Here is a 23,200-nt window from a genome sequence, read left to right as displayed (position 1 = left end):
CATGATGGTTGCTTCGCGCACCCCAACGGGAGCTGTGCCAAGGTGATCGTGTGCGCTACACGGATGCCCTCGGCGGCGCTCTCATCATCGCGTGGGTCTTCACCGCCCTGCTCCTTCTTCTCGCCGTGACGGCGATGCTCGCCGGGCGCGGGGTGATCGGCAGGAATCCGATCATCGGAATCCGGATCCCCTCGCTGTTCGCGAGCGACGACGCCTGGCGCCGCGGTCACGCCGCCGCGGTGCGCCCGAGCTGGATCGGCTTCGCTGTCGCGCTCGTGCTCGCGCTCGTCGGCATCGTCGAGCCGGTCACCTATTGGGCCGTGATCGCCGTCTTCGTCGGAACCGTCATCTGGATCTTCGTGGCCGCGAACCGCGCCGCCAAGTCGGGCTGAGACATCGGGCAGTCGCTGAGAACAGTCAGCCGATGCGATCGAACGGGGCAGGTTCGTCGGCAAGTGGTGGTGCGGGGACCGGGATTTCGGGGTAGGTGCGGTAGACGCGGCCGGAGGGCGCGCGCCAGTCGAGTACCCCGTCGAGGTACTGGGTGAGGTTCCAGCCGGCTTCGTGTTTGAGGTGGTGGTGGTTGGCGCACAGGTGGGCGAGGCTGGTTTGGTTGGTTCTTCCGCCGCGGGCGTAGGCCTGGGTGTGGTCGATCTCGCAGTTCTTCCGTGAGCAGCCGGGGGCGCGGCAGTGCTGGTCGCGGAGTTTCAGGATGCGTTTGAGTTCAGCCGGGACCCGGTAGGTGGTGCGGTCGAAGTTCACGATGGCCCCGGTGATCGGGTCGGTGAGGATCCGGCGCAGGCTGGGAGCGAGGGCGACGAGTTCGCGGGCTTTCACCGGGTCGATGGCGCCGACGCCGGGGATGGTTCCGGCGTGGTCGTTCCTGCCGGCGAGGGTCTCTGCGGGGATGAGCACGTCAACGGTGACGGCCGCGCGCTGCTTCACGGGCGCCGTGCGGGTCACCGTGACGTCGTCGGGATCGGTGCTGGGGGTGACGATGGTGATCTGCCCGTCGAGGAGCAGCTCGACGACGAAGTCGGCTTCCAGTTGCGCCGACGTTCGGGCATCACCGGCCTCGCGGGCTTCCTGCGCGGCGTTCTCGAGCCCGGCCTTGATGCGCACCGCGTCCGTGAGGTCGAGGTAGGCCTCCAGATGCGCCATGCCGTCCCGGGCGGGTGTCACGTCGATGCGCCGCTTCGCGAGGGCCCGCTCGTGCCGCTTCGCAAGGGGCTCCTTCTCGAGGCTCTCGAGGACCTGCTTGGCCTTGTGACGGAAGCGGGGCACACCGAGTCTCTTCGCCCAGGGCAGGAGCGCCTGCTCTGCTTCCCGTCGGTCGTGCAGGTGCGCGGTCTCGATCACGATCTCGTGCGCATGCCCGCGGGTGATCTCCCCGGCCTCCAACGAGGTGAGGGTGTCGAACAGCTCGTTCGAGAGCGTCCACGCCTCGCCAAGACGCTGCTCGGCGGTCTGGACGGAGATCTGCAGGGTGCCGGCAAGCTCGGTCGCGATCGATCGCACGTTCAGGTCGTGGCGGCGGGTGACCTCGGCAGGATCACCGGCATCGAGCGCGTCTTCCCCGGCCGAGCCTTCCGCCTCCAGCAGCATCGCGGCCAGCATCCGCACCTCGCGGGCCTCGATCCACGCGATCTCGCGCCGCCCTTCCGCGACCTTCTCCAGTTCCGAAGCCAGCCACGTCTCGCTGGCCACCGGTGCAGAGTTCTCCGCATCGATATCGAACGAGACTTCCAATGTCATGGCGACAGTCAATCATGCGCCACTGACATTCGGGCAGTGCGTTTCGCGATCTGTGGATAACTCGTCAGGCCACGTCGGATCGCCGTGATTTCAGGTTGGTTAGGTAGGCGGACACACAGAAGGCCCACGCGACCGCCAGCGACAGTCCGCCCTGCAGATGTAGAGCAAAAGTACGAGAGTCATGTGCACGCTGAAGGCCATCCGGGCATTGGGGGTCGGCGGGGTCGACACACACGATGGCGTTCGCCGGCTGTGCGGGGTTGGTCAGCACCCAGAAGCCGTACAGGCCGGCCAGCAGGCCGAGCAGGAGAAAGACTGCACCAAGCATCCGCATGCGCGAAACGCTAGCAAGCGGCATCCGCCACAAATAAATTGTGCACAATCAAATTGCGTGCGATAGTAAAGCCGTGCCCGCCGCATCAACCGCAACCGCCGCCGAAGCCCTCGACCCGATGCTGTGCTTCGCCGTCTACTCGGTCGAGCGGCAGTTCGGGCAGATCTACCGCGAGTTGCTCGCGCCGTGGAAGCTCAGCTACACGCAGTACCTCGCGCTCATCGCGCTCAGCAACGACGACGAGCTCACCGTGGGCCGGCTGGGCGAATTGCTCGGCCTCGACTCGGGCACACTGTCCCCGCTGCTCAAGCGGCTCGAGTCCCGAGGCCTGGTCGCGCGCGCACGAGCCGCGCGCGACGAACGCGTGGTCGAGATCACGCTGACGGATGCCGGCCGCGAGCTCTATGGCGAGCTCGCCGACATCCCACGGTGCTTCGGCGACCGCACCGGGCTCAGCCATCACGAATACGTGCAGCTCATCTCGCTCGCGAAGGCACTGAGCGCGCGCATGACCACAGGCCAGAAGACCACGGGCCAGAAGACCACCGACAAGGAGAAGGAACAGTAATGGACATCCTCTACACCGCTGAGGCGCTTTCGACCGGCGAGGGCCGCAACGGCCACGTCACCACCGTCGACGGACGTGTCGACCTCGACATGGCGATCCCGCAGGCGATGGGCGGCTCCGGCAACGGCGCGAACCCCGAGGCGCTCTTCGCCGCCGGCTACGCCGCCTGCTTCCACTCGGCTCTGCTCGGCGTCGCGCGCTCGCAGAAGATCAAGCTGAGTGACGAGACCGTAGGTGCTCGCGTGCACATCGGGCCGAACGGCGAGGGAGGGTTCCAGCTCGCGGTCGAGCTCGAGGTCACGATTCCGACGCTGCCGCAGGATGAGGCGCAGGCGCTGGCGGATGCCGCACACCAGGTATGCCCCTACTCGAACGCCACCCGCGGCAACATCGACGTGACGATCACCGTCACCGACGACTAGCGTTTCGAGTCGCTTCGCTCCTCAACGACCGGGAGCGAAGCTCTGGGTGCCGACGACGCCGAGCAGGGCGATCTTCTCGGCCGCCTCTGTGCGGGGCGGCGCCGTCAGCACCAGCAGCGCCTGCGACTGGTCCTCGGTGAACAGCACCTGGCAGTCGAGCTCGATCGGGCCGAGTTCGGGGTGCACGAGCACCTTGTGGTCCTCGAAGCGCCGGGCGACCTCGTGCCGCTCCCACAGGGAGGCGAACTCCGGGCTCTCTGTCGAGAGCGCCCGCGCCAGCTCGCCCGCGCGCGACTGCGGGCCGTCCACTCCGTAGGCGGCCCGCAGGTTCGCGACGAGCGCCCGACTCTGCCGCTCGCGGTCGCCTTCCGGGTACAGCTCGCGCGCCCCGGGCTCGGTGAACCAGCGCCAGACGTCGGAGCGCGCCCACCCGGTGCGCCCGGACACGTCGCCGAACAGCGCGACCGCGAGCGGGTTCGCCACGAGCGTTTCGCCCAGGTTCGACAGCACCATCGCCGGAGTGTCCGAAAGCCGGTCCAGCACCCGCAGCAGCGCAGGCGCGACATGGGGCAGACCGCCCGAGCGATCCGGCGCGGCATGCCCCGCGACGCGGAACAGGTAGTCGCGCTCATCGTCTGAGAGCCGCAGCGCCCGCGCGAGCGCCGCGAGCATCTGCTCGCTCGGCTGCGGCCCGCGCCCCTGCTCGAGCCGCGTGTAGTAGTCGACCGACATGCCCGTGAGCGCGGCCGCTTCCTCACGGCGCAGGCCGGGAGCGCGCCGACGAGCACCCGCAGACAACCCGACATCCGAGGGCTGCAGCTCGCCGCGACGGCGGCGCAGGAAGTCGGCGAGGGCGGTGCGATCCATTCCTCCATCATCCGCCGCGCTCTCGAGCGCAACCAGGGACCGCCGATCCCACGATCACGGCGTCTCTGGTGCGCGCACGACACGGCGCGCACCGTAGGGATATGAACATCAGCGGAAACACCATCTTCATCCCTGGCGCGACGAGCGGCATCGGCCTCGCCCTGGCGCTGCGCTTCCAGGAGCGCGGCAACACGGTGATCATCGGCGGCCGCCGGGCGGCGCTGCTCGAGCAGCTGAAGAACGAGCACGGCTTCGACACCGTCCAGGTGGACACGACGGATGCCGCACGCATCACCGCCGCCGCGCAGGACGTCATCGCCCGGCATCCGGACCTCAACGTCCTGGTCGCGATGGCCGGCATCATGCGCGCGGAGGACTGGCACCGCCCCGAGGGCTTCCTGGCCTCCGCCGAGGAGACGATCACAACCAACCTGCTCGGCCCGATCCGCCTCATCGGGGCCTTCGTCGAGCACCTGCAGACTCGGCAGGATGCGACCATCGTGACCGTCTCGAGCGGCCTCGCGCACACGCCGCTCGCTTTCACGCCGAGCTACAACGCGACCAAGGCGGCGATCCACATGCTGTCCGAGTCGATCCGCCTGCAGCTCGCCGACACGAGTGTGAAGGTGCTCGAGCTGGTGCCGCCGCTCGTCGCCACCGAGCTGATGCCGGGGCAGTCGGATGACCCGAACGCCCTGCCTCTCGCGGACTTCATCGACGAGGTGACCGAGCTGATCGAGACCCAGCCCGAGGCGCACGAGATCCTCGTCGAGCGCGTGAAGTTCCTGCGCTTCGGCGAGGTCCGCGGCGACTACGAGCAGGTCGTCGCCACGCTCAACTCAGGCCACCGCGACCTCGCGGACTGATCGGCACGGCACTGCCTGAAGTCGACCGTCGCTGGGTACCCTCTTGCCCATGGCCATGTTCAGCAGGAACCGGGTACCCAGCGGCGGTGCGCTGCCGAAGACGGGTGCGGTGGCGGCGGCGAGATCAGCGACCACGGTGGCGTGGGGCGACGGCTTCGGCCGCTTCGCCACCCGGTGCATCCAGATCCTCGCGATCCTGATCATCGCGGGCGTAGCGGTGTTGGCGATCACGCAGGTGAGCCTCGTGTTCATCCCCGTGACGCTTGCGCTGATCCTGGCGTGCGCGATCCACCCCTTCATGGCGTGGATGCGCAGGCACGGGGTCCCCTCGATCCTCGCCACCTGGATCGCGCTGCTCTCGATCCTCGTCGTGATCGGCGGACTGACGACGCTCATCGTCTGGGCGGTGCACTCGCAGTGGGCCGAGCTCCAGCAGAACGCGACCGACGGCATCAATCGGCTGGAGGGCTACTTCAACCAGCTGCCCGCGAACCTGATCAGCCAGCAGAACCTGCACGACGCGCAGAACGCGGTCATCGACTTCGTGACCTCCGCGCAGTTCGGCCGAGGGGCGCTCGCCGGCGCGGGGGCGGCGGCCGAGGGCGTCACCGGCCTCTTCCTCACGATCGTCACGCTCTTCTTCTTCATGAAGGACGGGCCGCAGATCTGGGGATTCCTGCTGCGCCCGCTGCACGGCGAGACCTTCAAGCGCGCCCAGCGCATCGGCGACAAGACGGTCACGGTGCTCGGCGGCTACGTGCGCGGCACAGCGATGGTCGCCGCAGCCGACGCGCTCGGCATCGGCATCGGCCTCGCGATCGTCGGCGTTCCCCTCGCCTTCCCGCTCGCCGTCATCGTCTTCATCACGGCGTTCATCCCGATCGTCGGCGCGGTGCTGGCCGGCGTCCTCGCCGCGCTGGTCGCGCTGGTCGCGAACGGGCCCGTCGCGGCCATCATCGTGATCGCGATCGTGGTCCTCGTCAACCAGCTCGAGAGCCACCTGCTGCAGCCGCAGATCATGGGGCACTCGCTGAACCTGCACCCGCTCGTCATCCTGCTCTCGCTGGCGGCGGGCTCGCTCATCGGCGGCATCGTCGGCGCGGTGCTCGCCGTGCCGATCGCGGCGACGGCGTGGGGCATCGTCAGCGTGTGGAACGCGGAGACCGGCGGCCCGTTCGCGACGCCGGCCGCGGAAGAGGCTCCACCCGCGCGCGGGTAGCCGCTACCCGCGCGCGGGCGTCAGGAAGCGCCCTGCGGCGGCATCCTCGATCGCCTGCTTCTTCAAGATGAAGTGCTGCTTCTTGCCCGTCGCGGTGTAGGGCAGTTCGTCGACGAACGCGTAGCGACGCGGTCGCTTGAAGTCGGCGAGGCCGGGGTGCGCGCGGCAGTGCGCGTCGAGGTCGTTCGCGACCGCCTGCGCGTCGCCGAGGCGACCGGGCTTCAACCGCACGTAGGCGATCACGACCTCGCCCCACTGCTCGTCCGCGAGTCCCGTGACGATCGAGTCGGCGACGGCGGGATGCTCGGCGAGCGCCTCCTCGACCTGCACGGGGTGCACGTTCTCGCCGCCCGAGATCAGCATGTCGTCCTTGCGGCCGACGATCGTGACGATCTCGCTCTCGTCCCAGGTGGCGAGGTCGCCGGGGTACATCCAGCCGTCGCGGAACTTCTCTGCGGTGCGCTCGGGGTCGGTGTAGGCGTAACCCGCCTTGACGCTGCGCATGATCACCTCGCCGACGGTCTTGCCGTCCTTCGGCACGAACTCGTCAGGCGCGGCGAAGCGGTCGTCGTAGACGTGCACGACGGCCACGTCGTCGTCGATGCAGGCGCGGCCGGCGCTGCCGGCGAAGGTCGGCAGGTCCTCGGGCCGCAGGAAGGTGTTCCAGAACGCCTCGGTCGTGCCATAGCCGTTCATGAGCCGCGGGTGCAGCGTGTTCTGGTAGCGGATCGCCGCCGCCTTCTCGAGCGGCGCGCCCATCGTGACGATGCCGCGCAGCGAGGAGATGTCGCGCGGTGTCTTCTCCTGCTCGTCGGCGAGGCGCTCGAGGTTCGTCGGCGCGCCGATGACGTAGGTGAGGCGCGAGTTCTGGATCGCGTCGAGCACGACCGCCTCGTCGAAGCGGCGCAGGCAGACGGATTCCGCACCCACGAACAGCACGGGGTTCGGGCCGGCGCAGTAGTTTCCGCCGCGGTGGAACCACGGCGACATGTTCATCGTCTTGTCGGTCGACGCCAGCGGGAACGCCATGATCACGTCGTGCGCCGACAGCGTCTCGTTCAGCGAGGTGAGCGGCACCGCCTTCGGCATGCCGGTGGTGCCGCTCGTGTAGAGGCGGCTCGACTCGTCCCACACGCTGCCGTCGGCGGGAGCTCGGAAGGTGCCTGCCGAGGCATCCAGCAGCTCCTCGAACGGGATGGTGCCCGGCAGCAGCTCGCCCGCTGCCGCACCGCCCACGCCCGCAACGACGGCAGGCTTGTGCGCCGCGAGCTCAAGCGCTTGAGAGACGGCGGATGCCTGCTCGCGGTCGTACACGAAGACCTTCGGCTTCGACTCGTCGAGGATGAAGGCGGTCTCGCCGGGGGAGAGGCGGAAATTCATGGGGGAGCTCACGGCCCGCACGCCCTGGGCCGCGACGTACAGGAACGCGAACTCCGGGCAGTTCATCAGCTGATAGGCCACGAGGTCGCCGGTGCCCACGCCGGCACGGGCGAGGCCCGCGACCAGCTGCCCCGTGACGACGCCGAGTTCGGCGTACGTCCAGGAGCGCCCCGTCTCGGGGTCGCTGATCGCGGGCCTGTGCGCGTAGCGGTGGGTGTTCCGCTCGAAGGCGGTCGCCCAGGTGAAGTGATTCTCGAAAACGCTGCGGAGCTGTGAGATGTCGTACCCGGTGCCGTTGGCAGACTGCGTCGTCATCCCACAATTCTATGGAGCGTCAGCGCTTGTCCGTCGCGTCGTGGAACGCGTCCTTGAGCTGATCGCCCGCCTTCTTGAGGCCCGCCTTGACCTGGTCGGCGCGCCCCTCGTTCTCGAGCTTCTCGTCGTCGGTCAGCTTGCCTGCGGCTTCCTTGCCCTTTCCGAGCAGGTCCTCGCCCTGGTGCTTCCCCTTGTCTTCCATCGACATGATGTGCTCCCTCCTGTCACAAGGGGGAGTACCCGCAGGAAGAGCCCTAAAAACGCGGCTGCTCTGCCCGCTCGGCGGCGACGACGGCGTACACGGCGGCGGCGACCATCAGGGCGACCAGGGCCGCCTGCAGCAAGACCTGGACGATGGCGATCAGCGGCAGCATCGACACGACGCACCAGGCGGCGGCGATGATGAGCAGCCAGATCCAGCCGACGGTCTTGCGCGCGTAGAACGCGACGCCGCCGACGAGCAGCGCGGCGACGGTGGTCTGGAAGAGCGGGGTGGAGAGCTCGCCGTGGCCGATCCAGGTCACGACCAGCGTGTAGGCCCAGAACAGGAACACGAGCAGGGCGAGCAGTGTGACGAGCAGGGCGCCGACGGCGGTCGGCACGCGGCGCGCGAGAAAACCGACGAAGGACTGGTTCTGAACGCCGTCGTCGTGGGTGACGGCCGGGGATGCTGCATTCACGGTCACGGCCCCAGCTTATCGAGTCAGCTCGGCGTCGGAGAGCGCATCCACCGCGCGCACGAACGCGAGGTGCGACAGTGCCTGCGGCGTGTTGCCCGCCTGGCGCCTCGCCCGAGGGTCGTACTCCTCCGACATGAGCCCCAGGTCGCTCGCGATGCCGACGACGCGGTCGATCAGCCGGGTCGCGTCGGCGCGTCGCCCCGATCGGGCGTACTGCTCGGCGAGCCACAGCGAGCACGCCGTGAACGGGTTCTCGCCGGCTGGCAGCCCGTCGACCCCGCTGCCCGAGACGTACCGGTCGACGAATCCGTCGTGCATCAGCTCGGTCTCGATGCGCGCGACCGTGGCGAGCATGCGCGGGTCGTCGGGCGCGCAGAAGCCCACCTGCGGCAGCTGCAGCAGCGCGGCATCCACCTGATCCGATCCTGCGTACTGGACGAACGCGCCGGTCGCGGCGTCCACGTGGTTCTGATCGATGGAGTGGCGGATGCTGTCGCGCAGCTCCGCCCACCGGCGGACAGGTCCGTGCAGCCCGTGCTTCTCGACGGCCTCGACACCGCGGTCGAAGGCCGCCCACGACATGACGCGCGAGTGGGTGAAGGCGCGGGGCTCGCCGCGGATCTCCCAGATGCCCTGGTCGGGAATCGCCCAGACCTTCTCGAGGTGGCCGAGCAGAGCCTTCTGCAGCCCCCACGACACCTCGTCCTCCGGAAGGCCGACGTCGCGCGCGGCGGAGAACGCGAGCATGACCTCGCCGATGACGTCAGACTGGAACTGCTCGGAGGCGGCGTTGCCGACGCGCACGGGGTGTGCAGGGGGCGATCCCGCACCCTGGTAGCCCGCGAGCGAGTCGATCTCCCGTTCGGGCAGCCAGCGCTCGCCGCCGAGGCCGTACATGATCTGCACGTCGGCCGGATCGCCGGCGATCGCCCGCATCACCCACTGCCGCCAGCGGTCGACCTCGCCCTCGAAGTCGTGCTGCGCGAGCACGCTGATCGTCAGGGCAGCGTCACGCAGCCAGACGAAGCGGTAGTCCCAGTTGCGCCCGCCTCCGAACTGCTCGGGCAGCGAGGTCGTCGCGGCAGCCGCGATACCGCCGGTCGACTCATGCGTGAGGGCGCGCAGCACGAGCAGCGAGCGCAGCACCTGATCCTGATAGCGCGGGTCGTCGTCGTGAACGCCGCGATCGAGCCAGTCCTGCCACCAGCGCCGGGTGCGCTCGAGCGCGTCATCGACCGCGAGCGGCTCTGGCAGGTCGCGGTGGCTCGGGAACCAGGTCAGCACGATGTCGACCGTCTCGCCCTCGCCGACCGTGAAGGTGCCGGAATGCTGATGATCGTGGCCGGTGAGCCCCGGCCCGCGCAGGACCACCGCGTTGGGCCCCGCGATGGCGACGAGTTCCACCGGGTCCCGGTCGCGGTTCTGGCTCACCCAGGGAACGGTCGCCCCGTAGTCGAAGCGCAGCCGGATCTCGTGCTTCAGCTCGACCGAGCCGCGGATGCCGCGCACGCGGCGCACCACGTCGACGCGCCCGCGGCCGATCGGCATGACGTCGGTGACCTCGACCTCGCCGCTCGAGGTCGTCCAGCGATTCACGAGGGTGAAGCCCGCGCCGTCGTAGCGGCGCTCCGCCCTGGCATCCGCCGCCGTCGGTGCGAGCAGCCAGCGCCCGCCGTCCTCGTCGCCGAGCAGCGCGCCGAACACGCTGGGGGAGTCGAAGCGCGGCAGGCACAGCCAGTCGATGCTGCCGTCTGTGCCCACGAGCCCCGCCGTGAAGCAATCACCGATGAGCGCGTAGTCCTCGATCGCCAGCGACATGCGATTCAGCCTACGGCGCGGGTCTGTCAGGCGGCCTTGCTCTGATCGATGATCGCGATCTCGCCCGTGACCGGGCGCTTGAGGTCTGCCCAGCGGGTGATCGGCGCGGGCTCCCAGCTGAGCGCGGCGGGCTCGTCCTCGTCGACCTCGGCGTGCTCGACCTCTGCGGCCGGCTCGGGACGCGGCGCGCGCAGCAGGCCGAGCGGCTCGGCAGCGGGCGCGAGGCTCTCGCGTGCGGCGGCGACGGATGCCGTCACAGCGGTCGTCAGCGAGTGCACGAGCACCTCGTGGAAGATCAGGTCGTCCTGGTCGGGGGAGCGGCGCGCGACGGTCCAGTCGCCGGCCTCGCCGAAGACGTCGTTCAGGCTCTTCTGCACCGCGGCGAAGATCAACTCGTCGGTGAGCTGGGGTGCTGCGGGCGGGAGCGCGGCGTCGCGGACAGCCGCAGCCGGGGCAGGAGCGGCGTGCTTACGACGACCGAAGAACATGTTGCCGATTTTCCCGCCTCATCACGGTCTATTCGTGGAGACACGCCGTGCGGAATCCTCGCGCACCGTGATCAGCGTGACGGCCATTCCCAGCCCCCACGCCGCCCAGAGGGCCCAGGAGCGCTGACCGAGTGCCGGCTTCCTCGTCGCCCGCACCACGGGCAGCACCGCCAGGGCGGAGGCGTACACGCGCGGGCTGAGTGCGTACTTCCGGAGCGTCATGCTCCCACGCTAACCGCACTGGGCTGCCGCCGCGCCGTGTGCTTCCTGGCGAACTCGAGCGTCTCAACGAGCATCGCGAGCCGCTCCTCATCGTTGCGCGCCCTGCGGGTGTTGACCTCGGCGACGATGCCGCCGTCCCAGTTCCGCGCGGCGAGCAGCACCAGCACCTCGGCCACCGGCTGGGTGCCGTGGCCGGGAAGCGCGTGCTCGTCGAAGATGCGCCCGTCGGAGTTGCTCGCCGAGCCGTCGCAGAGATGCACGTGGCGCAGCCGATCGCCGAAGCCGCGCGCGAGCTCGAGGCTGTTCTGGCCGGAGAGCGAGGCGTGCGAGAAGTCGAGGGTGATCGCGTCGCAGTCGAAGGGCGTCGGGTCCCAGCCGGGCATGTACGCCTTCATGGCGCGGCCCGCCGCCTTCCACGGGAACATGTTCTCGACGGCGATCTCGACGCCGGCATCCGCCTGGATCTCCCGCACGATGTCGAGGAAGTCGATCGCGTACTCGGCCTGCCAGCGGAACGGCGGGTGCACGACGACCGTGGCGGCGCCGACGGACGCCGCGAGCTCGGCGCTCTTCGCGAGCTTCACCCTCGGGTCGCGGCCCCAGACGAAGTGGGTGAGCAGCAGCACGGGGGCGTGGATCGACAGGATCGGCTGCTCATAGCGCTCGGAGAACCTGAGGAGCGCGTCGGCGCTCTGGGTGCGCTCATCGCGGGTCACCATGACCTCGACGCCGTCATAGCCCGCCTCGCGCGCAAGCCGGAATCCGTGCTCCACCGGCAGCGGATACACGCAGGACGTGCTCATCCCGATGCGCATCATCGTGCGTTAATCGTACGCGCGGCGGCTGAACGGACGGTGGCCGTCCGCTGACGGCGCATGGCGCACTGATAGCCTCGACGTGAGCCGTGCGGAGGTGCCTCATTTCGTCGAAGGAAGCGGAGCAAGAGCAGTACGAGCTGGTGATCGTGTCGAACAGATTGCCGGTCGACCACGTCTCGGGGAAGGGGACGGATGCCGTCTGGCGCACGTCCCCCGGGGGGCTTGTGGCCGCTCTGGAGCCCGTGATGCGGGAGCGCGACGGCGTCTGGATCGGCTGGCCCGGCATGCCCGACGTCGAGTTCGAGCCGTTCGAGGCCGACGGCATCGACCTCATCCCCGTGCCGCTGTCGGCCGACGAGGTCGAGAACTACTACGAGGGCTTCAGCAACGACACCCTCTGGCCGCTGTATCACGATGTCATCTCACCGCCGAGCTATCACCGCGAATGGTGGGAGGCGTATCAGCGCGTCAACCGCCGCTTCGCCGATGCAGCGCTCGCGGTGGCGGCGCCCAACGCGATCGTGTGGGTGCACGACTACCAGCTGCAGCTCGTGCCCAAGATGCTGCGCGACGCCCGGCCCGATCTGATCATCGGATTCTTCAACCACATCCCCTTCCCGCCTTACGGCATCTACTCGCAGCTGCCCTGGCGGCGCCAGATCATCGACGGCCTGCTCGGGGCCGATGTGGTCGGCTTCCAGCGGGTGGCCGACGCCGGGAACTTCGCCCGCGCGGTGCGCCGCTTGCACGGCTATGAGACCCGCGGCAATTTGATCAACGTGCGGCTCGAGGAGACGCAGGCCGAGATGACCCTGCGACACCAGGCGAAGGCCAGGCGCGGGCAGCCGGTCAGGACTGTGCTCGCCCGTCCCTTCCCGATCTCCATCGATGCCCAGCAGTTCCAGAGGCTCGCCGCCGACCCGAAGATCAGGGCGCGCGCGAAGGAGATCCGCGAGGAGCTCGGCAACCCGCGCGTGCTGATGCTCGGCGTGGACCGGCTCGACTACACCAAGGGCATCCGCCACCGCATGAAGGCGTTCGGCGAGCTGCTCGAGGACGGCGTCTTCACCTCAGAGGAGGTCGCGCTGGTTCAGGTCGCGAGCCCCAGCCGCGAGCGCGTCGACGCCTACGCGCAGCTGCGCGACGAGGTCGAGATCATGGTCAGCCGCATCAACGGCGACTTCTCGCAGCTCGGCCACCCCGGCATCCACTACCTGCACCAGGGCTACCCCCGCGAGGAGATGGTGGCGCTCTACCTCGCCGCCGACGTCATGCTCGTCACCGCCCTGCGCGACGGCATGAACCTCGTCGCGAAGGAGTATGTCGCGAGCCGCACCGATCAGGACGGCGTGCTGATCCTCTCCGAGTTCGCGGGCGCCGCCGATGAACTGCGCCAGGCGCTGCTCGTGAACCCGCACGACATCGACGGGCTCAAGGCGGCGATCGTGCACGCCATCCGGATGCCGCAGCGGGAGCGCATGCGGCGCATGCGGGCGCTGCGCAAGCGGGTGCTCAGCCACGACGTGCAGCGCTGGAGCGCCACCTTCCTCGACGCCCTCGTGCGCGAGGACCACAACGACCCGGCCAACCGCCTCGACATCCCGAAGCGCGCGGTCCTGCCCCTCGACTACGGCGGGGACTGAGCGTGGGGGTTGAGGGCATCGCGGCGGCACGAAGGCTGCTCGTCGCGCTCGACTTCGACGGCACCGTCGCACCGCTCGTCGACGACCCGTCGACGTCCCGGGCCACGCCGGACGCGGCCGCCGCGATCGCGCGCCTGCGCGCGCTGCCGGCGACGTGGGTGGCGTTCGTCTCCGGTCGGCCGCTCGATGCGCTGGTGCAGTTGACCGAGTCGGGGCCGGATGCCCTGCTCGTCGGCTCCCACGGCGTCGAGGTCTCGATCCGCGGGGAGCTCGCGCCGGTCGAGTTGAACGACGACGAGCGGGCGCGCATGGCCCGTCTCGAGGCGGCCTTGACCGAGCTGGTCACTGCGGTGCCGCGTGCGCGCCTCGAGACCAAGCCGGTCGGCTACGGCGTGCACACGCGCCTCGTGACGGACACCGAACGGGTGCCGCCCCTGCAGCAGGCCGCGCGCGAAGCGGCCGACATGGTCGGCGGCTTCACCACGCGCCTCGGCAAGGACGTCATCGAGTTCAGCGTGCGCGACGTCACGAAGGGCGACGGGGTGCGGATGCTGCGCGAGCTGCTCGCCGCGGAGGAGGGCGGCCCCGTGGCCGTGCTCTATGCGGGCGACGACGTCACCGACGAGGACGCCTTCGCGGTGCTCGGGGCGGGCGACCTCGGGGTGAAAGTGGGCGCGGGCGAGACGCGCGCGACCGAGCGGGTCGCCGACGTCGAGGCCTTCGCGGGGCTGCTCCACCGGCTGGCGAGCGCGCGCGAGGCATCCGTCGCTCATCACTAAACTCGGTACATGTCCGAAATCGACGTGAAACCTCGCAGCCGAGTCGTCACTGACGGCATCGAAGCCACCACCAGCCGCGGCATGCTCCGCGCCGTCGGCATGGGTGACGCGGACTGGGACAAGCCCCAGATCGGCATTGCGAGCTCATGGAACGAGATCACGCCGTGCAACCTCTCGCTCGACCGCCTGGCGCAGGCCGCGAAGGAGGGCGTGCACTCGGGCGGCGGCTACCCGCTGCAGTTCGGCACCGTCTCCGTCTCCGACGGCATCTCGATGGGCCACGAGGGCATGCACTTCTCGCTCGTCTCGCGCGAGGTCATCGCCGACTCGGTCGAGACCGTCATGATGGCAGAGCGCCTCGACGGCTCGGTGCTGCTCGCGGGCTGCGACAAGTCGATCCCCGGCATGCTCATGGCGGCCGCCCGCCTCGACCTGTCCTCCGTGTTCCTCTACGCCGGCTCGATCGCGCCGGGCTGGGTGAAGCTGTCTGACGGCACCGAGAAGAACATCACGATCATCGACTCCTTCGAGGCGGTCGGCGGCGTCAAGGCCGGCACCATGAGCCTCGAGGACGCGCACCGCATCGAGTGCGCCTTCGCCCCGGGCGAGGGCGCCTGCGGCGGCATGTACACGGCCAACACCATGGCCTCCGTCGCCGAGGCGCTCGGCCTGTCGCTGCCCGGCTCGGCCGCGCCGCCCTCGGCCGACCGCCGCCGCGACTACTACGCGCACCGCTCGGGCGAGGCCGTCGTGGGGCTCCTGCAGAAGGGCATCACGGCGCGCCAGATCCTCACCCGCAAGGCGTTCGAGAACGCCATCACCGTCGCGATGGCGCTCGGCGGCTCGACGAACGTCGTGCTGCACCTGCTCGCGATCGCGAACGAGGCCGAGGTGCCGCTCACGATCGACGACTTCAACCGCATCGGCGACAAGGTGCCGCACCTGGCCGACATGAAGCCGTTCGGCAAGTACGTCATGAACGACGTCGACCGTATGGGGGGCATCCCCGTGCTGATGAAGGCGCTGCTCGACGCGGGCCTTCTGCACGGCGACGCGCTCACGGTGACCGGCAAGACGCTCGCCGAGAACCTGGCCGAGATCGACCCGCCGGCCCTCGACGGCGAGGTCATCCACACGCTCGATGACCCTATCCACCCGACCGGCGGACTCACGATCCTCAAGGGCTCCTTCGCGCCCGAGGGCGCGGTCGTGAAGACCGCGGGCTTCGACCTCGAGGTGTTCGAGGGGCCCGCGCGCGTGTTCGAGCGCGAGCGCGAGGCGATGGACGCGCTGACGAACGGCGAGATCCAGCACGGCGACGTCGTCGTGATCCGCTACGAGGGCCCGAAGGGCGGTCCCGGCATGCGCGAGATGCTCGCGATCACCGCTGCCATCAAGGGCGCTGGGCTCGGAAAAGATGTACTACTCTTGACAGACGGACGATTCTCAGGCGGCACAACCGGCCTGTGCATCGGCCACATAGCACCCGAAGCGGTCGACGCCGGTCCGATCGCCTTCGTGCGCGATGGTGATCTGATTCGGGTCGATATCGCTGCTCGTTCTCTCGACCTACTCGTCGATGAAGCTGAGCTGGAGGGCCGCCGCCAAGGCTGGGCCCCGCTTCCCCCGCGCTATACCCGTGGCGTTCTCGCGAAGTACTCCAAGCTCGTGCACTCCGCTGCGGAGGGCGCGGTCACGGGGTAGCCGCGACCTCATCGATCATTCACGCATCTAAGGGACCACTCATGCCCACGGACTCTCGACCTGTGCCCACGCCGCCGCCCGCTGCGTCGGCCGCGGGTCACCCGGGCCCCGAGCTGATCACCGGCTCGGCCGCCATCCTGCGCACCCTCGAGCACCTCGGCGTCACCGACGTCTTCGGGCTTCCGGGCGGTGCCGTCCTTCCCCTCTACGACGAGCTCATGGCGCAGAGCGCCGTGCGCCACATCCTGGTCCGCCACGAGCAGGGCGCAGGCCACGCCGCCGAGGGCTACGCCGCGGCGAGCGGCAAGGTCGGGGTCGCGATCGCGACCTCCGGGCCGGGCGCGACGAACCTCGTCACCGCCATTGCGGATGCCTACATGGACTCCGTGCCGCTGCTTGCGATCACCGGTCAGGTGTTCTCGACGCTGATGGGCACGGACGCCTTCCAGGAGGCCGACATCGTCGGCATCACGATGCCGATCACGAAGCACTCCTTCCTCGTGAAGACCGCAGAGGAGATCCCGGCGGCGATCGCGGCGGCCTATCACATCGCAGGCACCGGCCGCCCAGGCCCCGTGCTCGTCGACATCACGAAGGACGCCCAGCAGAACACCTTCGCGTTCAGCTGGCCGCCGAAGATCGAGCTGCCCGGCTACCGCCCTGTCACGAAGGCGCACGGCAAGCAGATCCAGGCCGCGGCGCAGCTGATCGCCGAGGCGAAGAAGCCCGTGCTGTACGTCGGCGGCGGAGTGGTGCGCGCCAAGGCATCCGCCCAGCTCCTCGAGCTCGCCGAGGCGACGGGCGCGCCCGTCGTGACCACGCTCATGGCCCGCGGCGCCTTCCCCGACTCGCACCAGCAGCACCTGGGCATGCCGGGAATGCACGGCACGGTTCCCGCGGTGCTCGCGCTGCAGGAATCCGATCTCATCGTCGCTCTCGGCGCGCGCTTCGACGACCGCGTGACCGGCAAGGTCGCGGACTTCGCCCCTGAGGCGAAGATCGTGCACGTCGACGTCGACCCGGCCGAGATCTCGAAGATCCGTGTGGCCGACGTGCCGATCGTGGGCGACCTCGCCGAGGTGCTGCCCGACCTCACCGCGGCGTTCCGCACCGCGTCGGTCGAGACCACGCCCGACATCGCCGAATGGTGGACGCGGCTCGAGGGCCTGCGGCAGGAGTTCCCGCTCGGCTTCACCCCGCCGAGCGACGGGCTGCTCGCGCCGCAGCACGTCATCCAGCGCATCGGCGAGCTGACCGGGCCCGAGGGCGTGTACGTCGCCGGCGTCGGCCAGCACCAGATGTGGTCGGCGCAGTTCATCCAGTACGAACGGCCTAATGCATGGCTCAACTCGGGCGGCGCGGGCACCATGGGCTACTCAGTGCCCGCCGCGATGGGCGCCAAGGTGGCGCAGCCCGACCGCGTGGTGTGGTCGATCGACGGCGACGGATGCTTCCAGATGACCAATCAGGAGCTCGTCACCTGCGCGATCAACGACATCCCGATCAAGGTCGCGATCATCAACAACTCGTCGCTCGGCATGATCCGCCAATGGCAGGCGCTGTTCTACGACGGCCGCTACTCGCAGAGCGAGCTGCACACCGGCCACGGCTCGCGCCATGTGCCCGACTTCGTGAAGCTCGCCGACGCGTACGGCGCCCTCGGCATCCGGGTCGAGAAGCCCGAAGAGGTCGACGCGGCGATCAAGCTCGCGCTCGAGACCAACGACCGGCCCGTGGTGATCGACTTCGTCGTCTCGCGCGACGCGATGGTGTGGCCGATGGTGCCCCAGGGTGTCAGCAACAGCTACGTGCAGTACGCCCGCGACCACAGCCCGAGCTGGGGGGAGGAGTAAGCCATGAGCCACCACGTCCTGTCCCTCCTCGTCGAGGACAAGCCCGGCCTGCTGACCCGCGTCGCCGGCCTGTTCGCCCGCCGCGGCTTCAACATCAATTCGCTCGCGGTCGGCACCACCGAGGTCGAGGGCCTCTCGCGGATCACCGTCGTGGTCGACGTCGAGGAGCTGCCGCTCGAGCAGGTCACCAAGCAGCTCAACAAGCTGATCAACGTGATCAAGATCGTCGAGCTCGACCCCGCGCAGTCGGTGCAGCGCGAGCACCTGCTCGTCAAGGTGCGCGTCGACACGACCACCCGGTCGCAGGTGCTCGAGGCCGTGAACCTGTTCCGCGCCCGCGTCGTCGATGTCGCCGCCGACGCGCTCGTCATCGAGGCGACGGGGGATTCCGGCAAGATCCAGGCGCTGCTGCGCATCCTCGAGCCGTTCGGCATCAAGGAGCTGGCTCAGTCGGGCATGCTCGCCATCGGCCGCGGCTCCAAATCGATCACCGACAGAGTTTTCAAGTCTTAAGCAAGAGAGAGAAGAACATGGCAGAGATCTACTACGACAACGACGCCGACCTCAGCATCATCCAGGGCAAGAAGGTCGCGGTCATCGGCTACGGCTCGCAGGGCCACGCGCACGCGCAGAACCTGCGCGACTCGGGCGTCGAGGTCGTCATCGGGCTGCGCGAGGGGTCGAAGTCGATCCAGAAGGCGCAAGAGGCCGGCTTCGAGGTGAAGAGCAACGCCGAGGCCGCGGAGTGGGCCGACGTCATCGTCATCCTCGCCCCCGACCAGGTGCAGCGCCACCTCTACGCGGACGACATCGCCCCCCACCTCGCCGCGGGCAAGGTGTTGCTCTTCGGCCACGGCTTCAACATCCGCTACGGCTACATCACGGCGCCCTCGAACGTCGACGTGATCATGGTCGCGCCGAAGGGCCCCGGCCACACCGTGCGTCGCGAGTTTGTCGCGGGCCGCGGCATCCCCGACATCATCGCCGTCGAGCAGGACGCCTCGGGCCAGGCGTGGGACATCGCGAAGTCGTACGCGAAGGCGATCGGCGGCACCCGCGCCGGCGTCATCAAGACGACCTTCACGGAGGAGACCGAGACCGACCTGTTCGGCGAGCAGACCGTGCTCTGCGGCGGTGTCTCGCACCTGGTGCAGTACGGCTTCGAGACCCTGCAGGAGGCCGGCTACCAGCCCGAGATCGCCTACTTCGAGGTGCTGCACGAGCTCAAGCTCATCGTCGACCTGATGTGGGAGGGCGGCATCGCCAAGCAGCGCTGGTCGGTCTCCGACACCGCCGAGTACGGCGACTACGTCTCGGGCCCGCGCGTCATCGACCCGAGCGTGAAGGAGCACATGAAGGAGGTCCTCGCGGACATCCAGGACGGCACCTTCGCCAAGCGCTTCATCGCCGACCAGGACGCGGGCGCCCCGGAGTTCCTGAAGCTGCGCGCCGAGGGCGAGCAGCACCCGATCGAGGTCACCGGCCGCGAGCTGCGCTCGCTCTTCGCCTGGAACTCGAACTCCGACGACGACTACGTGGACGGCTCTGTCGCGCGCTAAGAGCGCCGACCTCATCGCGACGTGCCGTAACGGCCGAATCCGCCCGGCGGATAACCCCGTTACGGCACGTCTCGGTTTGTACGGGAGCCCTGCGCATCGAGTACGGCGCTGTCGCAGTTAAGAGTTCGGAATCGGCGCGACTACTCCGTACTCGATCCTCGATGAAGAAAAGGTGCTCGGCACGCGATCACGCCGCCGGCAGCACGAGGGTGAACGTCGTGCCGGCGCCCTGCTCGCTCTCGATCTCGAGGCGGCCGCCGTGCGCCGTCGCGATCGCGCGCACGACCGTGAGCCCCAGACCCACGCCCGGAATCGCCTGCGCCGTCGAGGCGCGGAAGAACCGCTCGCTCAGGTGCGCGACCTCGTCGGCCGGGATGCCGACCCCCGTGTCTCGCACCGACAGTGCGGCATCCGTGCCCCGCAACTCGGTCGAGACCGTGACGGTGCCGCCTTCCGGCGTGAACTTGATCGCGTTCGAGATCAGGTTGTCGCACGCCTGGCCGAGGCGGTCGGGGTCCGCGGAGATGATGACGGATGCCGCAAGGTCGGTCCCGAGCGTCACGCCGGCGTCCTCGGCGGCAGGTCCGGCCGACTCGACCGCCTGCCGCACCACGTCGTTCAGCTCGACCTTCGTCTTCTGCAGCGTGAACGCCCCGGCGCCCGCCTGCGCCGTCGTGAGCAGGTCGCCGACGAGATGCCGCAGCCGCCGCGCGTTGCGTTCGGCGACGTCGACGAAGCCGCGCTGCTCGTCGCTGAGGTTCGCGCCCGTCATGCGCAGCAGCTCGAGATAGCCGAGCACGCTCGTCAGCGGGTTGCGCAGCTCGTGCGAGACGAGGCCGAGGAACTCGTCCTTCACCCGGTCGCGCTCCTCGCCCGCCTCGCGCAGCCGACGCGCGATCTCGTTGATGATGATCGCCGCGACGATGTACACGAACGGGGTGAGCAGGTCGCGTGCGATGTCGCCGAGCGTGACCGACGCCCCGTCGAGGTATTCGGGAAGTAACAGAGCGAAACACGTGCCGACGCCGGCGATGAGCGGATTCCACGCGCCGGGCTCGCTCGCCACCCAGATCGTCGGGATGATCAGCAGCACCCCGAACGGCGAGTCGCTGCCTCCCGTCGCGAGCCGCAGCAGCGCGATCGCGACGAAGCTCGCGCAGGGGATCAGCACGCTCCAGAACGGGTCGATGCGCCGCCAGGGCAGAGCGATCGCGGCGGCTGTCGCGGCGGCTTCGACGAGAACGGATGCCAGCAGCAGGCCGGCCGACTCGACCGGCATCCGTGTCGCGAGCAGCACGAGCAGCGCGACGGCGAAGGTGACCACCGTCGGGATCTGCTTCACCCACGGCGTCAGCCGCCCTGCGGTGAGACGCAGGAACAGCGCGCGCAGCGGCCTCATGCCCGTCACTCTGGCAGATGACGGACCGATAGGGTTGGTGCAACGCTGAACCGCCACTGTAAGGAACCACCCGTGACGAAGCCGGTCGTGCTGATCGCCGAAGAACTGTCCCCCGCAACCGTCGAGGCGCTCGGTCCCGACTTCGAAGTCCGGAATGTGGACGGCACCGACCGTCCTGCGCTGCTCGCGGCGCTCGCCGAGGCCAACGCGGTGCTCATCCGCTCTGCTACCAAGATGGACGCCGAGGCGATCGCCGCAGCCCCCGTGCTGCAGGTCATCGCCCGTGCGGGCGTCGGCCTCGACAATGTCGACATCCCCTCGGCGACGAAGGCCGGCGTCATGGTCGTCAACGCCCCGACCTCCAACATCATCTCGGCGGCCGAACTCACCATCGGGCACATCCTGAGCCTCGCCCGCCACATCCCGGCCGCCCACGCCTCGCTCAACGCGGGGGAGTGGAAGCGGTCGAAGTACACCGGCACCGAGCTCTTCGAGAAGACCGTCGGCATCATCGGCCTCGGCCGCATCGGCACCCTGATCACCCAGCGCCTGCAGGCCTTCGGCGTGCGCGTCGTCGCGTACGACCCCTATGTCACCGCGGCGCGGGCGCAGCAGCTCGGGGTGGAGCTCCTCGAGCTCGACGAGCTGCTGGGGGCATCCGATTTCATCACCATCCACATGCCGAAGACGCCGGAGACGACCGGCATGATCTCCACGGCCCAGCTCGCGCTCATGAAGCCGACGGCATATATCGTCAACGTCGCCCGCGGCGGCCTGATCGACGAGGCCGCGCTCGCCGAGGCGCTGCGCAACAACGTCATCGCGGGCGCCGGCCTCGACGTGTTCACGAGCGAGCCCCCGAAGGACGACGCGCTCACCTCGCTGCCGAACGTCGTCGTCACGCCGCACCTCGGCGCGTCGACCGACGAGGCGCAGGAGAAGGCGGGCGTGTCGGTGGCCCGCTCGGTGAAGCTCGCGCTCGAGGGCAACCTCGTGCCCGACGCCGTGAACGTCGCCGGCGGCGTCATCGACCCGTTCGTGCGCCCCGGCATCGCCCTCGTCGAGAAGCTCGGCCAGGTGTTCGCCGGGCTGACCGGCAAGGAGGCGCTCACGAGCCTCGATGTCGACGTGCGCGGCGAGCTCGCCGCCTACGACGTCTCGGTCTACAAGCTCGCGGCCCTCAAGGGCTACTTCACGAACATCGTGAGCGACAAGGTGTCGTACGTGAACGCGCCGCTGCTCGCCGAGCAGCGCGGCATCGAGGTCTCGCTCACCACGGGCGACGAGTCGAAGGACTACCGCAACACGACGACGCTCAAGGGCATCCTCGCCGACGGCACCGTCGTCACGGTCGCGGGCACCCTGTCGGGCACGAAGATGGTCGAGAAGATCATCGGGCTGAACGAGTACGAGATCGAGGTGCCGCTCGCCAAGCACCACGTCGTGCTGGTCTACCGCGACCGCCCTGGAATCGTCGCCGTCTACGGCAAGGCCTTCGGCGAGGCCGACATCAACATCGCGAACATGCAGATCGCCCGCGACGAAGAGGGCGGCAAGGCCCTCTCGGTGCTGACGGTCGACTCGCCGGTGCCGTCCGAGATCCTCGGTCAGGTCGCTGAGGCGATCAGCGCCGAGGAGCTCGTCGAGATCGACATCACCGAGTAGCACGGATGCCTGACTCGCGCCGCTACACAGAGGTCGACGTCTTCGGCCGCACCCCGCTCTCCGGCAACCCCGTCGCGGTCGTCGTCGACGGCTCCGGCCTCGACGACGTCACGATGCAGCAGTTCGCATCGTGGACGAACCTGTCCGAGACGACGTTCCTGCTGCCGCCGACGGACCCGGCTGCCGATTATCGGGTGCGCATCTTCACGCCGGGCGGCGAGCTGCCGTTCGCCGGCCACCCCACACTCGGCACCGCACACGCGTGGCTCGAGTCAGGCGGCGTGCCCGCCCGCGAGGGCGTCGTCGTTCAGGAGTGCGGCATCGGGCTCGTCACCCTGCGGCGCGACGAGCACGGACTGGCGTTCGAGGCCCCGGGGTTCGTGCGATCGGGCCCCGTCGATGAGGAGACGCTCGCTGAGGCATCCGTCGCCCTCGGCATCGAGCGCAGCGCGATCGTCTCGTCGCAGTGGGTCGACAACGGCCCCGGCTGGTTCGCGGTCGAGCTGCCGAGCGTCGACGAGCTGCTGGCGGTCGAGCCGAACCTCGCCGGCTTCGGCGAGCACGGCATCGGCGCGTTCGCGCACTACCTCGAAGAGGATGAGCGCCTCATCGAGGTGCGGGCGTTCATCCCGCAGATCGGCGTCGTGGAGGACCCGGTGACCGGCTCGCTGAACGCCGGGCTCGCGCGCTGGCTGGTCGAGTCCGGCAGGGTCTCGGAGTCGTACCTTGCAGGACAGGGCCACGCGCTCGGCAGGGACGGCCTCGTGCGCGTCACCCTCGACGAGGGCCGCATCTGGGTCGGCGGTCAGACCCAGACCCTCGTGACGGGCGCCCTCGCTCTCTAGC

At 69.2% G+C, this 23,200-nt stretch carries 24 protein-coding genes; 13 read left to right on the top strand and 11 right to left on the bottom strand.

Annotation, left to right across the window (positions count from 1 at the left end; genetic code table 11):
• The first annotated feature begins 50 nt into the window (after nucleotides 1–50).
• A complete protein-coding gene (locus ABD708_RS14935) occupies nucleotides 51–392 on the top strand; it encodes an SdpI family protein (RefSeq protein WP_344755859.1) in 342 nt (113 codons plus the stop codon).
• A gap of 25 nt (nucleotides 393–417) precedes the next feature.
• On the opposite strand, the gene ABD708_RS14930 is transcribed toward ABD708_RS14935, so the two are convergent.
• Nucleotides 418–1,755, bottom strand: coding sequence for an HNH endonuclease (locus ABD708_RS14930; protein WP_344755857.1), 1,338 nt, complete (start codon nucleotides 1,753–1,755; stop codon nucleotides 418–420).
• A gap of 64 nt (nucleotides 1,756–1,819) precedes the next feature.
• On the bottom strand, nucleotides 1,820–2,089 hold the full coding sequence (locus tag ABD708_RS14925) for a hypothetical protein (RefSeq protein ID WP_344755855.1): 270 nt from the start codon (nucleotides 2,087–2,089) through the stop codon (nucleotides 1,820–1,822).
• 73 nt (nucleotides 2,090–2,162) lie between these two features.
• Here ABD708_RS14925 and ABD708_RS14920 point away from each other — a divergent pair, with 73 nt between their 5' ends.
• Both ABD708_RS14920 and ABD708_RS14915 read left to right on the top strand, forming a co-directional pair.
• Nucleotides 2,163–2,657, top strand: coding sequence for a MarR family winged helix-turn-helix transcriptional regulator (locus tag ABD708_RS14920; RefSeq protein ID WP_344755853.1), 495 nt, complete (start codon nucleotides 2,163–2,165; stop codon nucleotides 2,655–2,657).
• Nucleotides 2,657–3,079, top strand: a complete 423-nt coding sequence (locus ABD708_RS14915) for an organic hydroperoxide resistance protein (RefSeq protein WP_344755851.1) — start codon at nucleotides 2,657–2,659, stop codon at nucleotides 3,077–3,079. Before ABD708_RS14920 ends, ABD708_RS14915 begins: the two co-directional genes overlap by 1 nt.
• A gap of 21 nt (nucleotides 3,080–3,100) precedes the next feature.
• Here ABD708_RS14915 and ABD708_RS14910 read toward each other — a convergent pair whose 3' ends face one another.
• Nucleotides 3,101–3,946, bottom strand: a complete 846-nt coding sequence (locus ABD708_RS14910; protein ID WP_344755849.1) for a helix-turn-helix transcriptional regulator — start codon at nucleotides 3,944–3,946, stop codon at nucleotides 3,101–3,103.
• A 101-nt stretch (nucleotides 3,947–4,047) separates the two neighbouring features.
• Between ABD708_RS14910 and ABD708_RS14905 the strand changes: the two genes are divergently transcribed.
• Both ABD708_RS14905 and ABD708_RS14900 read left to right on the top strand, forming a co-directional pair.
• A complete protein-coding gene (locus tag ABD708_RS14905; RefSeq protein WP_344755847.1) occupies nucleotides 4,048–4,812 on the top strand; it encodes an SDR family oxidoreductase in 765 nt (254 codons plus the stop codon).
• A 49-nt stretch (nucleotides 4,813–4,861) separates the two neighbouring features.
• A complete protein-coding gene (locus ABD708_RS14900) occupies nucleotides 4,862–6,031 on the top strand; it encodes an AI-2E family transporter (protein ID WP_344755845.1) in 1,170 nt (389 codons plus the stop codon).
• Between the two features lie 3 nt (nucleotides 6,032–6,034).
• On the opposite strand, the gene ABD708_RS14895 is transcribed toward ABD708_RS14900, so the two are convergent.
• From ABD708_RS14895 to ABD708_RS14865, 7 genes are read right to left on the bottom strand one after another with little or no spacing between them, the layout of a single operon-like run.
• Nucleotides 6,035–7,726, bottom strand: a complete 1,692-nt coding sequence (locus ABD708_RS14895) for a class I adenylate-forming enzyme family protein (protein WP_344755843.1) — start codon at nucleotides 7,724–7,726, stop codon at nucleotides 6,035–6,037.
• Nucleotides 7,727–7,745: 19 nt separating this feature from the next.
• Nucleotides 7,746–7,934 (bottom strand): CsbD family protein, encoded by a 189-nt coding sequence (locus ABD708_RS14890; RefSeq protein ID WP_344755841.1) that lies wholly within the window; start codon nucleotides 7,932–7,934, stop codon nucleotides 7,746–7,748.
• Nucleotides 7,935–7,980: 46 nt separating this feature from the next.
• Nucleotides 7,981–8,412 (bottom strand): hypothetical protein, encoded by a 432-nt coding sequence (locus tag ABD708_RS14885; protein WP_344755839.1) that lies wholly within the window; start codon nucleotides 8,410–8,412, stop codon nucleotides 7,981–7,983.
• Nucleotides 8,413–8,421: 9 nt separating this feature from the next.
• Nucleotides 8,422–10,224 carry a glycoside hydrolase family 15 protein gene (locus ABD708_RS14880; protein ID WP_344755837.1) on the bottom strand — a complete coding sequence of 601 codons (1,803 nt, stop codon included), beginning with the start codon at nucleotides 10,222–10,224 and terminating at the stop codon, nucleotides 8,422–8,424.
• Nucleotides 10,225–10,250: 26 nt separating this feature from the next.
• Nucleotides 10,251–10,712 carry a hypothetical protein gene (locus tag ABD708_RS14875; RefSeq protein WP_344755835.1) on the bottom strand — a complete coding sequence of 154 codons (462 nt, stop codon included), beginning with the start codon at nucleotides 10,710–10,712 and terminating at the stop codon, nucleotides 10,251–10,253.
• 21 nt (nucleotides 10,713–10,733) lie between these two features.
• Nucleotides 10,734–10,934 carry a hypothetical protein gene (locus ABD708_RS14870; RefSeq protein WP_344755833.1) on the bottom strand — a complete coding sequence of 67 codons (201 nt, stop codon included), beginning with the start codon at nucleotides 10,932–10,934 and terminating at the stop codon, nucleotides 10,734–10,736.
• Nucleotides 10,931–11,752 (bottom strand): sugar phosphate isomerase/epimerase family protein, encoded by an 822-nt coding sequence (locus ABD708_RS14865; RefSeq protein ID WP_344755831.1) that lies wholly within the window; start codon nucleotides 11,750–11,752, stop codon nucleotides 10,931–10,933. Before ABD708_RS14865 ends, ABD708_RS14870 begins: the two co-directional genes overlap by 4 nt.
• Nucleotides 11,753–11,898: 146 nt before the next feature.
• On the opposite strand from ABD708_RS14865, the gene otsA reads away from it, so the two are divergent.
• From otsA to ilvC, 6 genes are read left to right on the top strand one after another with little or no spacing between them, the layout of a single operon-like run.
• Complete coding sequence (gene otsA / locus ABD708_RS14860) at nucleotides 11,899–13,395, top strand: alpha,alpha-trehalose-phosphate synthase (UDP-forming) (protein ID WP_344755829.1); 1,497 nt, start codon at nucleotides 11,899–11,901, stop codon at nucleotides 13,393–13,395.
• 2 nt (nucleotides 13,396–13,397) lie between these two features.
• Nucleotides 13,398–14,174 carry a trehalose-phosphatase gene (otsB, locus tag ABD708_RS14855; protein ID WP_344755827.1) on the top strand — a complete coding sequence of 259 codons (777 nt, stop codon included), beginning with the start codon at nucleotides 13,398–13,400 and terminating at the stop codon, nucleotides 14,172–14,174.
• Between the two features lie 9 nt (nucleotides 14,175–14,183).
• Nucleotides 14,184–15,878 (top strand): dihydroxy-acid dehydratase, encoded by a 1,695-nt coding sequence (ilvD, locus tag ABD708_RS14850; protein ID WP_344755825.1) that lies wholly within the window; start codon nucleotides 14,184–14,186, stop codon nucleotides 15,876–15,878.
• A gap of 41 nt (nucleotides 15,879–15,919) precedes the next feature.
• Nucleotides 15,920–17,731, top strand: coding sequence for an acetolactate synthase large subunit (locus tag ABD708_RS14845; RefSeq protein ID WP_344755823.1), 1,812 nt, complete (start codon nucleotides 15,920–15,922; stop codon nucleotides 17,729–17,731).
• Nucleotides 17,732–17,734: 3 nt separating this feature from the next.
• Entirely contained in the window at nucleotides 17,735–18,244 is a 510-nt protein-coding gene (gene ilvN, locus ABD708_RS14840) for an acetolactate synthase small subunit (protein ID WP_344755821.1), read from the top strand.
• A gap of 17 nt (nucleotides 18,245–18,261) precedes the next feature.
• Nucleotides 18,262–19,290, top strand: a complete 1,029-nt coding sequence (gene ilvC, locus ABD708_RS14835; RefSeq protein ID WP_344755819.1) for a ketol-acid reductoisomerase — start codon at nucleotides 18,262–18,264, stop codon at nucleotides 19,288–19,290.
• Nucleotides 19,291–19,477: 187 nt separating this feature from the next.
• Here the strand turns inward: ilvC and ABD708_RS14830 are convergent, their stop codons facing one another.
• Nucleotides 19,478–20,689, bottom strand: a complete 1,212-nt coding sequence (locus ABD708_RS14830) for a sensor histidine kinase (protein ID WP_344755817.1) — start codon at nucleotides 20,687–20,689, stop codon at nucleotides 19,478–19,480.
• 72 nt (nucleotides 20,690–20,761) lie between these two features.
• Between ABD708_RS14830 and serA the strand changes: the two genes are divergently transcribed.
• On the top strand, nucleotides 20,762–22,354 hold the full coding sequence (gene serA / locus ABD708_RS14825; RefSeq protein ID WP_344755815.1) for a phosphoglycerate dehydrogenase: 1,593 nt from the start codon (nucleotides 20,762–20,764) through the stop codon (nucleotides 22,352–22,354).
• 5 nt (nucleotides 22,355–22,359) lie between these two features.
• A complete protein-coding gene (locus tag ABD708_RS14820; protein WP_344755813.1) occupies nucleotides 22,360–23,199 on the top strand; it encodes a PhzF family phenazine biosynthesis protein in 840 nt (279 codons plus the stop codon).
• The last annotated feature ends 1 nt before the right edge of the window (nucleotide 23,200 follow it).

It is taken from the genome of Gryllotalpicola koreensis, assembly GCF_039538185.1.
Classification (GTDB): Bacteria; Actinomycetota; Actinomycetes; order Actinomycetales; family Microbacteriaceae; genus Gryllotalpicola; species Gryllotalpicola koreensis.
The sequence above is the reverse complement of the archived record's forward strand: the minus strand, read 5'-3'. Positions and strand labels throughout refer to the sequence as shown.